The organism is Dyella psychrodurans, assembly GCF_003363265.1.
Taxonomy (GTDB): Bacteria; Pseudomonadota; Gammaproteobacteria; order Xanthomonadales; family Rhodanobacteraceae; genus Dyella_B; species Dyella_B psychrodurans.
The window spans coordinates 264904-278866 of the sequence record NZ_QRBF01000002.1; the positions used below are offsets into that span (position 1 = coordinate 264904).

General features: G+C 61.1%; 6 protein-coding genes. 4 read left to right on the plus strand and 2 right to left on the minus strand.

Translation table 11 applies throughout. The features are described from left to right. Positions 1 to 88: 88 nt before the first annotated feature. The gene (locus DWU99_RS07445; protein ID WP_233510956.1) at positions 89 to 859 is read right to left on the minus strand and encodes a response regulator transcription factor; all 771 of its coding nucleotides are present in this window, start codon (positions 857 to 859) and stop codon (positions 89 to 91) included. 142 nt (positions 860 to 1001) lie between these two features. On the opposite strand from DWU99_RS07445, the gene DWU99_RS07450 reads away from it, so the two are divergent. From DWU99_RS07450 to DWU99_RS07465, 4 genes are all read left to right on the plus strand, one after another. Further along, positions 1002 to 3680 (plus strand): M1 family metallopeptidase, encoded by a 2679-nt coding sequence (locus DWU99_RS07450; protein WP_115477393.1) that lies wholly within the window; start codon positions 1002 to 1004, stop codon positions 3678 to 3680. Positions 3681 to 3823: 143 nt separating this feature from the next. Further along, positions 3824 to 7945, plus strand: coding sequence for a hypothetical protein (locus tag DWU99_RS07455; RefSeq protein WP_115477394.1), 4122 nt, complete (start codon positions 3824 to 3826; stop codon positions 7943 to 7945). Further along, entirely contained in the window at positions 7938 to 8768 is an 831-nt protein-coding gene (prmC, locus tag DWU99_RS07460) for a peptide chain release factor N(5)-glutamine methyltransferase (RefSeq protein WP_115477395.1), read from the plus strand. The genes DWU99_RS07455 and prmC overlap by 8 nt, the downstream gene beginning before the upstream one ends. A 116-nt stretch (positions 8769 to 8884) precedes the next feature. Next, entirely contained in the window at positions 8885 to 11227 is a 2343-nt protein-coding gene (locus DWU99_RS07465) for a TonB-dependent receptor (RefSeq protein WP_115477396.1), read from the plus strand. A 42-nt stretch (positions 11228 to 11269) separates the two neighbouring features. Here DWU99_RS07465 and DWU99_RS07470 read toward each other — a convergent pair whose 3' ends face one another. Then, a complete protein-coding gene (locus tag DWU99_RS07470) occupies positions 11270 to 13870 on the minus strand; it encodes an MMPL family transporter (RefSeq protein ID WP_115477397.1) in 2601 nt (866 codons plus the stop codon). Positions 13871 to 13963 lie beyond the last annotated feature (93 nt).

Consider the following 13963-nt stretch of genomic DNA (forward strand, 5'->3'; position numbering starts at 1 on the left):
AGTGCGTATGGTGTGTGGATCGATGACGTGCACACGCTCCACCCTTCTGGCGGCGACATGCGGTGAATGACCGTCGTGGAGTGCGTCGTTATCCGACGGTAATTGTCGGCTTATGCCAGGCGTCACTGGGCAGGATGTAGCCTTTGCTGCGCACAGTGAGCAAGGGCAGCGTCTCGTTGGTCTGCGAAAGCACCTTTCGACGAAGCCGGTGAATGATCATCTCAAGGCTATGCGGATCGCAGTCGTAGCGGTTGTGATTCAACGCCTGAATGAGGGATTCGCGCGTGACCGGCTCTTCGCTTGCGCACGTCAGCGTTGTCAGCACGCATTGCTCGATGGCGGTCAGCGCGACAATCTTGCCGCGTGGCGATACCAGTCGCCAGCCGCCGGCTTCCAATCGCCAACGGGATACGGGCGATTGTTCGGCAACGAAGCCGTGCGCTTGCGGAGTCATGCGGCGCGCAAGGCTGTGCAGTGCGGCGGCCAGTACGTCCAGGTCGACAGGTTTGATCAGGTAACCGTCTGCACCGCTGTGCAATGCCTCGATCTGATGTCGCCGATCGGTCGAGCCGGTCAGCATGATGATGCCGATGTTGGACATTGTGCGTAGATGCCGCGCGACGGTAAGGCCATCCTCGTCGGGAAGGCCGATGTCCAGAACCACCATGTCGAAATGCTGCGACAACATGTGACGGTAGAGCTCGGCCGCAGAAGCGGCGCCTTGTGTGCTGAATCCGTAGTCACTCAGTGCAGGCAGCAGAATTTCTTCGCGCAGTGCTTCGTCGTCTTCCAGTACCGCGATGCGAATCGGCGGTGTGGACCCGTACCCGGACAATACCCGGTGACCCCTCATCGACATGTCGTGCCCATCCCCTAAGCTCTCCCTTGGCCTAGCTTAGGGAGCGAGAGCGGCTTACATCAGAGGACTATGCCTTTTGGCACTGTGGCAGAGTACCTACACAACCTAGCGTGAACACTTTTCGATGCCGTAGGAAGCCACCATGCACCGTTTCGTTCGCCCACTTGCCTTGACTGTCCTTGCCATGTGTTGTGGCGCAGCATTAGCGGCTGCGCCGGCCGATCAAGTGCCGCATGGGACGTTGCCGCGCTGGGCGGTACCGGAGTCTTACCAGCTGTCGTTCAAGGTGGATCCGAAGCAACAGGACTATTCGGGTACGACCACGATCAAGGTCGACTTGAAGCAAGCCGCCGACCATCTGTGGCTGGACGGGCGCGATCTGAACGTGAGCAAGGTGACGATCACCGACGCGAGCGGCCATGCACATGACGGCAAATACGTTGCCGTCGCGCCGAACGAAGGCGTGTCGCGCATCGATTTCGGCAGCACGCTGAAGCCGCAGCCGTTGACGCTTGCGATCGAATACACCGCGCCGCTCAACCAGCAGTTGCAAGGTTTGTACAAGGTCAGTCACGCGGGTGTGCCGTACGCCATGACGCAGATGGAACCGATCAGCGCGCGCTACGCGTTCCCGGGCTTCGACGAACCCGGTTTCAAGACACCATATGACATCAGCCTGACCATCCCGTCGGATGTCACCGCTGTCGCGAATACCAAGCAGATCAGCGAAACCGCCGCCGGGGCCGGTTGGAAGACACTGACCTTCGCGAAAACTCAGCCGCTTCCCACCTATCTTGTGGCGTTCGCGGTCGGTCCGTGGGATATCGTCAACGGCCCGGATATCGCGCCGGACGATTACCGCACCGAGGTGCTGCCGCTGCGCGGCATTGCAGCGCATGGCGAGGGCCACCGCATGCAGCATGTGCTGAGCGAAACACCCAGCATCATCCATACGTTGGAAAACTATTACGGCTTTGGTTATCCGTTCGGCAAGCTCGACTTGCTGGCGGCGCCGGACTTCTCCGCAGGTGCGATGGAAAATCCGGGGTTGGTAACCTTCCGCGACTGGTTGCTGCTGCTCGATCCCGATTCTCCGGCCAAATATGTACGCGGCTCTTTCAATGTCACTGCGCATGAGCTCGCCCACCAGTGGACCGGCGACACTGTGACGCTGGCCTGGTGGAACGACATCTGGCTCAACGAAGCTTTCGCCACCTGGATGCAACAGAAAGTCACCATGAAAGTGCATCCGGAATATCGCGCCGATCTCGATCGTATCAGTGGTGCCGAAGGTGCGATGCACAACGACAGCCTGACCAGCGCGCGCCAGATTCGTCAGCCGATTACCGGCAATGGCGACATCGAGACGGCGTTCGATGGCATCACTTATCAGAAAGGCGCTGCCGTCCTTGGCATGTTCGAAGGCTACGTCGGAGAAGATACCTTCCAGAAGGGCATGCGCGCGTACATCCAGGCGCACAAGTTCGGTAACGCTACCGCCGACGATCTCGTGGGCGCCATCGCCACCGCCGCAAATCAGGGCCCGACGTTCAAGCACGCCTTCAACAGCTTCCTCAACCAGTCCGGCGTTCCATATGTGCAGACGCGACTGGAGCAGAAGGGCGGCAAGACCATCCTGCACCTGAGCCAGGACCGCTATCTGCCGGTTGGCAGCACGGGCGATGCAAATCGCGTGTGGGGCATTCCGGTTTGCGTGCGCTACGCCACCGGCGACGGCACCAAGCAGAGTTGCGAGCTGCTGGACAAGCCGACGGGCACGATGGTGCTGGCCGATGCCAGCACGCCGACCTGGGTGATGCCCAACGCCAATGCGCGTGGTTATTACCGCTTCAATCTGAGCAAGCAAGAATGGGCCGATCTGACTCAGCACGTTGCCGCGTTGAGCGACACCGAACAGCTTGCCTACGCTGACAGCATCGATGCAGGTTTTCGCCACGGCGATTTGAATGCGGGCGACGCGATGGCTGCGCTGAAGCCGTTGACCGGCGTGACGACTCGCGAAGTCGTCGTGGCGCCGCTGGAGACGATCAAGTGGATCTATCGCAACGAGGCCGTGACCGATGCGCAGCAAACCAACGTCGTGGCGTGGGTGAAGGACGCTTACATGCCACGCATGGAGCAGCTTGGCTATCAACGCAAGCCAGGCGAAGCCGATGGCGATTCGTTGCTGCGCAGCACGCTGGCCAGCGCGCTCGCACTGGACTTCAAATTGCCGGAAGTGCGGGCAGCCTTGCTCAAGCAGGGTGACGCTGCACTTGCCAAGAAAGCCGATGGCCATCTGAATCTGACTGCTGCAGATCCGGATCTGCTCGGCGTGGCGCTTGCTGTTGCCGTGCAGGAGCGTGGTGAGCCTGCGCTCGATGCATTGATTGCGGAACTTCCGCAGACGACCGATCCCGCTTTGCGCAACGCCATGCTCGACGGGCTCAGCGCGACCGATACGCCCGCGTTGGCGGACAAGGCTCGCGATTTCTCGTTGAGCAAGCAGGTCAAGGTGGGTGAGATGGCGGCGATTCTGCGTGGCAACCACGACACGTCCGCGGCTCGCGATGCGCTGTGGCACTGGTTCACTGGCCACTACGATCAGGTCGTTGCGCGTACCGGCAGCTTTGCCGGTGGCCGCTTGCCGGCATTGGCTGGCGGTGGTGGTTGCTCCAAGGCGGAAGCGGATCGCCTCCAGGCTTATTTCGAGCCGCGCCTGAAGGATGTAACCGGTGCCGACCGTGGCCTTGCCCAGACGCGTGAGCAGACCTTGCTGTGTGCCGCGCTCAAGGCCAAGCAGGACCCTTCGAAGATTTAACAGCAAGCACTTTGGATCGAAAGATGCCGGGCAGCGAGGGCTGCCCGGTTTTTTTGTGCCCACTTTTTTCAGAAAAACACGGGCCTTTTTACTCCCCCGATTCCATCTAAACTGGGTGGAACGCCGCCGAGGGGGAGAGTCGCATGCGTCGATGGACGGGGATATTCGTTCTGCTGTGGATGGTCGCGCCCCTCTGGGCGCAGGATGTCCCACCCGCATTGCACGACTGGCAGGGCTGGGTGTTGCACGATGTTCCCGAGCATGCCTGTCCATTCCTGGCCAACCGCAATCCGGGCGTCGGCAATTACCAATGCATCTGGCCGGGCCGTCTTGGCCTGGAGGCGGACAAGGATGGTGGACATTTCAGCCTCAGCGTGCACGTTGATGCTGCAGGCTGGGTGGGTGTGCCTGGCGATGAACACAGTTGGCCGCAGCAAGTGTCGGTCAACGACAAGGCCGCGCCCGTGTTGTCCCGGCAAGGGCGTCCCGCACTATGGCTGGAGCCCGGCGATTACACCGTGCGCGGCGCGTTGCCCTGGGAAACGCGTCCCGCACGTTTGAACGTACCCATGAGCATTGGCCTGGTTTCGCTGAGTCTCGACAGCCAGCCCGTGGATCGCGTCCAGCGCAACGGCGATCAGCTCACGCTTGGCGAAGCCGCCGCAGAGCAGCGTCAGGCGGATGCGCTTTCGGTGCGTGTCTACCGGCATCTTTCCGATGGCATGCCGGCGATGCTCGATACGCAACTGCAGTTGAATGTCACCGGCAGTTCGCGGGAGCTGCTGCTTGGACCTGCGTTGCCCAAGGGATTCGTCGCCACCGCATTGACCAGCGACCTGCCTGCTCAATTGGACAGCGATGGCCGGTTGCGCGTGCAGTTGCGCCCGGGCGATTGGACCGTGCAGCTCTCTGCACGCGGCGTGGATACCCTGCAACAGGTCACGCTCCATCTACCGCCCGATCCATGGCCGCGTCAGGAAATCTGGAGCTACTCGGACGATCCAGGTCTGCGCAGCACACACGTCCTTGGCCATGCCACCGACGCCGCGCAAGCGGACGTGCCGTCCGACTGGAATAACTTGCCAGCCTATGTACTTGATGCCGGTAACGGCTTGACGGTGGAGCAGGGCACACGCGGCAACGAAGGCAGCGCCGCCGACCAGCTTCGATTGCAGCGTCAGATGTGGGTGGATTTCGATGGCGAAGGTCTAAGCATCAGCGATCATTTGACCGGCACGTTGCAGCATACGCAGCGGCTCGATGTGGATAGCCCATGGCAGTTGCAACGCGCATCGCAAAACGATGATCCGTTGCTCGTCACGCAAACAGGTGACGGTCGCAGTGGTGTGGAGTTGCGGGGGGCGGATCTGGATCTTGAGGCCGGCTTGCGCATCGCCGATCGCGGCGGTGCGTTGCCAAGTACAGGTTGGCATGCACCTCTCGAAAGCATCGATGCAACACTGCATCTTCCTTATGGCTATCGGTTGATCGGCGCGAGCGGGGTTGATCGTTCGCCTGATTCCTGGATCGCACAGTGGAGTTTGCTGGATCTGTTTGTCGTCGCCTTGATCGCTTTGCTGGCCGGACGTTTACTGGGATGGCGCTGGGCACTGATGGCGATCGTTTTTCTGGCGTTGTCCCAGCATGAGGGTGGCGCCCCGCGCTGGACGTTGGGTCTGGCGCTTGCCTTTGCGTTGCTGAAAAGAGCGCTGCCGCAAGGTCGATTGGAACGTGCTGCGCATCTCGTCGCCGGCGCTGCGCTGGCGTTGGCGGTGCTATGGACGCTGCCTTTTGCATCGACGCAATTGCAAAGCGCCTTGCATCCGCAGTTGGAAAGCCGGGGTGGCCCAGCGTTCTTCGCGCAGGAGCAAATCGCCAAAGAGAAAGTGCAATACGTCGCCAAGGCGCCCATGCCTCCTCCTGTCGCGGAGGAACAAGCCGCTGCGCCCGCACCGCCGGCGCCACCTGCCGCGCCAGCGCCCGCCGTACAGGAGTCATCGACCAATCCCGCGATCACGGGTGGCAGTCGAGAGCTGGCCAGCGTGGTCGTTACGGCGAGCCAGATTCCAAGTTCGGTTTATGCGGACGAAACAGACAGCCGCAGCGTGATCCAGGCAGGTGCCGGCGAACCTTCGTGGGATGTAGGCAACAACTATCAGCTGAGATGGTCCGGCCCCGTCACGCCGGAACAAACCATGCGGCTGGTGATCGCGCCGGCATGGCTGGTGCGATGGTTGCGCGTCATCATGCTCGGTTTGCTGATCGTGTTGCTGGGGCGGATGGCGCAAAGCCTGATCAAGCCGCTGTATCCGTCGTGGCGCGGCGGCTGGCCGGGACGTGCCGCGGCGGCGTTGCTGATCATGGCGTGTTTGCCGCACATCGCGCACGCGCAATCGACACCGAACCAGGCCGTGTTGAACCAGTTGCAAGCGCGACTGACCGAGGCACCCAAATGTGTACCCGATTGCGCCGTCGTTGCCGCCACGACGGTGCAGGCCAAGGACGATCAGATCTCGCTCGATATGGAAGTGCACACGGGTGCGTCTGTAGCGCTTCCGATGCCGCAAACGGACGGCGGCATGCAATTGATCAGCGTGAGTGTCGACAACAACGCGAATGCCTTGATCGGCAGGAGCGAGGGGCAGCTCGTGACAAGGCTGGTTCCCGGCATACATCACGTGAGCCTGAGCTATCGCGTCAAACCGGTCGATAGCACGACATTGAATTTCACGTTGCGTCCGCAACGGATATCTTTCAGCGGACAAGGCTGGTCGCTGGATGGCGTCGATGCCGGCCGCATGCTGGGCGACAGTGTCACGTTCAATCGCTTGAAGGTCGCCGAAGATGGCAAGCAGGCACCTTTGCCGCAACAGGCATTTCCGCCGTATGTGCGAATCACGCGCGACTTGCGGCTGGGCGTGGACTGGAGGGTGGTCAATACGGTCAGGCGCCTTGCGCCCAGCGAGGGCGGATTCACAGTGGAAGTGCCCCTGCTTCCTAGCGAGCATCCGCTCGGCGACAACGTACGCGTTCAGAACGGACGCGTCAGCGTAACGTTCAATGCCGGACAAACCAGTGTGGAGTGGGCCAGCCGCCTCGATCACGTCGACAGCTTGCAATGGAAGGCGCCTTCGCTCGATGACCGCGCGGAGATCTGGCAATTGCATGCGGCAGCGATCTGGCACATTGAGACAAAGGGTGTGCCGCTTGGCGACAACAGCGATGGCATGCGGTTCGAGCCCTTGCCTGGGGAAACCTTGTCGCTCGTCATAACGCGGCCCAAGCCGGTGGAAGGCGACAGTCTTGCCTTTGACAGCGTCAGCGCAAGCAGCAGTGTGGGCGACCGTGCAACAGAGACGACGTTGGATCTGATGGCACGCAGTACGCGAGGTGGCGAGCATGCCATTTCGCTGCCGGCTGGAACGGAACTACTTGACGCGATGCGCGATGACGTGGCGCTCAGCCTCGCCATCAAGGATGGCAAGCTCAGCTTGCCGCTGCTTCCGGGCAAGCATCACTACATACTTCATTTGCGCGAGCCGCGTGGCGCAAGCTTGCGTTCGATCACGCCCGCCTATGCGCTCGCCGCCCCTGCGGCGAACATCTCGCTGCAACTGAAGCTGCCGGAAGATCGCTGGGTGTTGTGGACATGGGGGCCGCGCATGGGGCCGGCCGTACTGTATTGGGCACAATTGATCGTGTTGTTGGTGGCCGCTTGGCTGCTGTCCCGCTACGCACCGACGCCGCTGCGCTTCCATCATTGGTTGCTGCTCGGACTCGGTTTTTCGGCCTTCGCGTGGAGTGCCTATGCGTTTGTAGTGGCATGGCTGATTTTGCTCGGCTTGCGCGCGCGTCATGAAGCGTCATGGGCCAGGCTGAGCAATCCCCGCTTCAATCTTTTGCAGGTGGGTCTGGCCATCGTGACCATCCTTGCGCTGTGTACGCTCGTGTCGGCGGTGCCCACGGGACTTCTTGGCCTGCCGGATATGCATGTCACGGGAAATAATTCCAGCGCATGGGATTTGAACTGGTTTGCCGATCAGGCGAAGGACGCGATGCCGCAAGCAGGTGTATTCAGCGTATCACTCTGGTTCTACAAGATCGCCATGCTGGCCTGGGCATTGTGGCTGGCGAATGCGTTGATTGGCTGGTTGCGCTGGGGCTTTGATGCGTGGACGCGAGGCGGTTATTGGCGCAAGCGCGAACCTAAGAATGTCGTGCCGACGAATCCCACGCCCGCCAAGAGCACATTGGGCGATGCCTAAGGTACGCGACGCGTTAATGGCGGCTGTGCAGCGCCTCGGTGATCGTGTTGACGCCGAGGTGCTGTTGGCTCATGCGCTGAGCAAGCCGCGCAGTTGGCTGATCGCTCATGCAGACGACATGCTTTCGACGGAGCATGCTTCGGCCTACGAGGTATTGGTCGCAAGGCGTGATGCCGGAGAACCGGTCGCCTATATCACGGGACATCGCGGTTTCTGGTCGCTCGACTTGGAAGTAACGCCGGCGACATTGATTCCACGGCCGGAGACCGAGTTGCTGGTCGAGCTCGCGCTTGAACGCTTGCCTCGCGATGCCGCATCAAAAGTGGCCGATCTCGGTACGGGCAGTGGTGCGATTGCGTTGGCGATTGCGCACGAGCGTCCGCATGCGCAGATCATTGCCACCGATGCCAGTGCGGATGCGCTCGCTGTCGCGCAACGTAACGCACATCGGCATCATCTTCACCATGTAAGTTTCGTGAAAGGGCACTGGTTTATCCCATTGGCCGATCAGCATTTCGATGTGATCGTGTCCAATCCGCCCTACATCGAAAGTGCCGATCCGCATCTGACCGAAGGCGATCTGCGCTTCGAACCTCCCAGCGCGCTCGCAGCGGGAGAGGATGGGCTTGACGATATTCGCCGCATTGTTAACGACGCCAGGCATCATCTCCTTCCAAAGGGTTGGCTGTTGATGGAGCATGGCTGGAATCAGGGTGAAGCGGTGCGCATGCTGCTGCGCAACGCGGGCTTTGTCGATGTCTTTACCGCACGCGATATGGAGCAACGCGATCGTGTCAGTGCCGGATGTTGGCCACGTAGTTAACGGCGATTGTGGTTTGCGGAAAACATTGTCGTAGACTGCAACCACAAAAGAACGGGCCCGGATAGGAGTCGGTGCATCCGGGCAAAACGACAATAGTCTGTCCCGGACATACCGTCATGAACATTGGTCGTTGTGTTGTAGTCCGCCGTCAGCCTGCACAGCGTTGTTTATCGCGCGCGATTCGTCTGCTGCTAGTTCCTCTCGCTTTGCCGGTGCTTGCACCGGTTGCCATGGCGCAAACCAGCACGCCGCCACAGACATCCAGCGCAAGCAACACACCTTCGCCGACAACGCCGCCCCAGGCCAGCAAATCGGCGGTGACATTGAGCGAAGTGATGGTGACGGCCAATCGCCGTCGCGAACCTCAGCGCGAGGTGCCCATGCATGTGGACAACGTCTCGGCCACGTCGTTGCAGCAATTGGGTGCGAAGAATCTCAACGACTACGTGTCGTATCAGCCCGGCGTGTTCTTCGCCAGTTCCGGCGGAGCGGGCGAGGGCGAACTGGTCATGCGCGGCGTGTCGACCGGCAATCAGACCAGCCCCACCGTTTCGCTCTACATCGACGATGTACCGGTGGGAGGAAGCACGGTGTATGCGGCTGCGGCGACCTTTGTGTTCGATCCGGCGCTGCTCGATCTCGATCACATCGAATTTCTGTATGGCCCGCAAGGCACCCTTTATGGTGCCGGCTCCATGGGCGGCCTGGTCAAGTACGTCACCGTCAAGCCTGATACGAGTGGTTTCTCAGGCAACGTGGGTGGCGATATTTCCAATACACAGCGCGGCGGCATGAGTTATTCCGAACACGTCTCGCTCAACATCCCGCTGTTGAAAGACAAGGCCGCGTTGCGCATCTCGGCGGTGGATCAGCACACCACAGGCATCTATCAGGCGGTAGGTGAAACACCCGCGGGCGGCGCCGATCGCACGCACACCAAGGGCGCGCGCATGCAGCTGGAATACGATCCGATCGACAAGCTGACGTTCAACGTCACGGCGATGGCGCAGAAGATCGCGGCGGATGGTCTGTCGATGGGCGACTTCAACCTTCAGGGGCAACCCATTTCAGGTGGCCCCTACGATCGCCGACTCAATCATCGCGAACCCTTTACGCAAACGCTGCAGCTGTATTCATTCCAGGCCGCCTACGATTTCAATTGGGCGACCTTGGACTGGATCTCCTCGTACCAGGATTTTGTCAACCACAGTGTGCAGGACTATCCCGATTCGTTTCTTGCATTGTTGAATGCGTTTGGGCCGGCTTTCGGTGTGGATCATCCGTTGAGCAGCCTGTATGTGGATTCCCAGTACGACGTGCACAAGACCTCGCAGGAGATTCGCCTCACGTCGCGCAAGAACGAGAACTTCGATTGGCTTGGCGGCTTTTGGTTCAATCGCGAGAATGTCTGGGAGGATTATTTGCTGGAAGGCAACAACACGCCGCCACCGGGCACCACCGGTTTGTTGCGGCAACGCGTCAGTTCGGGTTTCGAAGAGTACGCCGGCTATGGCGACATCACCTGGCATGCGGATCCGACGCTTGATTTGACGATCGGCGCGCGCGCCAGCGGCAACAAGCAACACTTGGCAAACTTTGAAGAAGGCCCGGTTGCGGGAAGCCCCGGCGGATTCCGCGAGCGTCTGATCAGCGATGACGTCACCAAGATGATTACGCTCAGCTGGCGACCCAACGACAGGGACAGCTACTACATGCGCGCATCGACGGGTTACCGGCCCGGCGGATTGCAAGCGCCTATCGAAAGCACGGTACTGGGACCGAATGCGAACGCCAAGGACACCTTCGGTTCGGACAACCTGCAGAGCTATGAGCTTGGCTACAAGTCCAGGCAGTTGGACGGCCATTTGAATGTCGGCATCGACGGTTACGACATCGAATGGCATCACCTGCAGCTTTATACCTTCACGCTGGGCAATACGATCATCCAGAACGCGGGCGATGCGCGCGTCGAAGGCGTGGAGATGCAGGCCAGCTACTCGAACGGGCCGTGGCAATTCGACGCTTCGTCGGCTTATACCGATGCCTATACCAAGAACGGCAGTCCGGAGCTGGGCATCGCTCCCAATTCACCGTTGCCGTACTCGGCGAAGTGGGCAGGCACATTGGGTGGCAAGTACAAATTCATGCTTGCCGGGATCGATGCCTATGTCGGTGCGACCGCGCGTGGATCGACGCGTCGCAATGCGGGATTCAGCGGCGACAGCAGCGATCCGAATTTCAAGCTGCCCGGGTTCGGCTTTCTGGATCTCAACGCCGGGGTGAATCTGCATGGCGGCGCCAACATCAACTTCTACGTGCGCAACGTGCTCAATAAACAGGTGCCGATCGGTACGCTCAATGACGAAGCGGTCAACTTCCTCGCTTCGGTAGGCGGGCCGATGCTGGTGCAGATGTCGACTCCGCGCACTGTCGGCGTGGCCTTCAACGTTCCGTTCTGAGGGATATGCGCCCTTCTCCGGTCGAGGAGAAGGGCGCATTCGTCAATGCCCGGCTCCCGACAGCTTCGCAGGCGGCTTGATTGCGTAAAGCAGCGCGGGCAGGAAGATGAACGTGGCCAACAGCACGGCCACCAGGCTGACCAGCAGCATGCCGCCCATGCTTGCCATGCCAAGGTCGTGCGACAGCGCCAGCGAGCCGAATGCAGTGCCCGTGGTGAGCGCGGAGAACAGCACCGCGCGTGCCGACGCGGAGCTTACGAAACGTCGCATGCCGGCTCGCCAGTTCATCACGAAGTACACGTTGAACGACACGCCCACGCCAAGCAGCAAGGGCAGCGAAATGATGTTGGCGTAGTTGATGGCCATGCCCAGCATGCGCGCAAGCAGGGCAGTCAGCAGCGCGGACATGCCAAGCGTCAGCAACACGATGCCCACGTCTTTCAAGCGACGGATTGCCAGCAGCAGCACGATGGCAATGGCAATGATTGCCAGAGTGGCGGCTTGCTTGAATGCATTCATGATGGTGTCGGCGGAGGCGATCGTCGTGACCGCCGGGCCGCCTGCATCAGGCGCGATGCGTTGCACAGCTTCCACGAAGCGACGCAGGCCTGCGGTGTCCTGCTCGTTGACGGTGGGCGACACCTGGATGCGCACCTGGCCGTTGGGACTGACCCAGTCGCGTTTGATGGATTCGGGCAGTGTCGCCAGCGTTACGTTTTGTGCGTTCAGCGCATCTCGCAGACTCTCCAATTGCGTCGGCAGGAAGCGGCTGATCGATTCGTTCATCGTCAACAGTCGATCGTCGGGAGCCTTGGCAAGGCGCTGCAGCGCGGCGTCGATACCGCGCAGCGGCGAATCGGCGGGCATGTCGGCGTTGGCGTCCATGATCGCGTCGTGCGCGTCGGAAATGGCGGCGCGCAGCACGGCAGGCGTGACAGGTGGCGCGGAGGGATCCACCGCCAGCGACGGCAGCATCAGCACCTGCGCCTGGTCGAGCTGGTCGAGCGATGCCTGCTGATGTGCCGGCACGAACGTCGCCGCGGAGATGACGCTGGATACTTCCGGCAGTTTCGACAGCTTGTCGCTGAGCGTGCGCGCGGTGTCCAGGTTGGGCACCATGATGTTGATGTTGAACGGATTGGTAATCGGATTGTCGGCCAGGCTGCGCAGCGTGCGCATGGGCTCGGAATGGGGGTCCTGCGTATTGAGCGGATTGGCGTCGAACGGCATGCGGATGCCTGCCACCAAGCCTGCGATGCCCACCAGTGTGAATACGATGAGCACCGCTTTGGCGTGCCGATGCAATCCTGCGTCCAGTACAGGACCGAACGGGAGTGCCAGCTCCTTCGATTGACGGGTCGGCTTCATCAGGCTGAGCAAGGCCGGCAGCAAGGTCAGCGTGCACAACAGCGCGATGCCCATGCCCACACCGGCAATGGTGCCTAACTCGGCGACACCGACGAAGCTGGTTGGCGAAAAGGCCAGAAAGCCACAGGCCGTCGCCGCTGCCGCCACCGCAATCTGCACGCCCGACACGCGTGCGCCTTCAGCGAGCGCCACATCGATGTCGCCGTACAGCATGCGCATCTCGCGCAGGCGCACGGCGAACTGGATGCAGAAGTCCACCGCCAACCCGACGAACAGCACGGCGAAGGCTACCGAGATGACATTCAACGTGCCCACGGCGATCGCCGCGAAGCCGGTCGTCAGCGCGAAGCCGACCAGCAAGGTCAGCAGGATCGGGATGATTCGGCGGAACGAATGCATCGCCAGATACAGCCACAGCGCAAGCAGGAACAGACTGACAAGCGTGCTGGCGACGATGCCCTTGGTCAGTGCGCCGAACTGCACGTCGGCCAAGGCGACGGAGCCGGTGTAGTCGATGTGTACGCGACCGCTTTTCACATCCGGCAGGCTGTCGCGAATGCGTTCCAGTGTCTGAGTTGCGGCAAGGCCCGGTTGCAATGAGCCGTCTTCAAGTACGGGATGCGTCAATACGAAGCGCACGTTCTGAGGCTGCTGCGTGACGTCCGAACCGAGCAGGCTTTGCCACGACAGCGGCGTGGGACGACCGTCGGCTGCGTTGTCCAGCACCTGGCGCAGTTGGTCGAGCGCGGATTTGTACGGTGTGAGATCGGCGTGCTGGATGCGCACGCCCGCCGCCATCAGCGACACGCCGTTGAACAGTCCGCGCGCCGACGGATCGGAAGCCAGCGGCCCGAGCAACGGCTGCGCATTCATCAACGAATTGAGCAGTTTGGTCAGGTCGTCGGGATCGAGCAGCAGCAAGCCTTCCTGACGGAAGAACGGATCCGCATCCGGTCGCGTGACATCGATAAAGTGCTTCTTGTCCGCAGCCATGGCCTTGGCGAGCTGGGCGGCGGTCTCGTCGGATTCCTCGGGCGTGGCGCCACGCACCACCGCCACCAGCACATTGTTGAACTGCGGGAATTCGCGATCGAACGCCATCGCATCCTGTCGCCACGGCAGCGTGCTGGCGAAGAGGTTGTCCGTATTCGTGTCCACGCTCAGCCGATGGGCAGCAACCCAGACGGCGACGCCGGACAGCGCGAAAAAGAACAGCGCGACGAGAAGGGCATAACGTCGGCAGAATTGAGTAAGTCGGACGATAAGCTCAGTCACGGGCCAAACGGTTCCTTATAAAAGTTCGCAGTACAGCGCTTGCGTGGGGTGTGACCCCGTTCGATCGGTTGCGTCGCGGCCGCGTTCGCCGCG

Excerpts from the sequence above, each read along its gene's own strand:
- DWU99_RS07445 (WP_233510956.1), bottom strand. The coding sequence starts at position 859 with ATGTCGATGAGGGGTCACCGGGTATTGTCCGGGTACGGGTCCACACCG.
- DWU99_RS07450 (WP_115477393.1), top strand. The coding sequence starts at position 1,002 with ATGCACCGTTTCGTTCGCCCACTTGCCTTGACTGTCCTTGCCATGTGT.
- DWU99_RS07455 (WP_115477394.1), top strand. The coding sequence starts at position 3,824 with ATGCGTCGATGGACGGGGATATTCGTTCTGCTGTGGATGGTCGCGCCC.
- prmC (WP_115477395.1), top strand. The coding sequence starts at position 7,938 with ATGCCTAAGGTACGCGACGCGTTAATGGCGGCTGTGCAGCGCCTCGGT.
- DWU99_RS07465 (WP_115477396.1), top strand. The coding sequence starts at position 8,885 with ATGAACATTGGTCGTTGTGTTGTAGTCCGCCGTCAGCCTGCACAGCGT.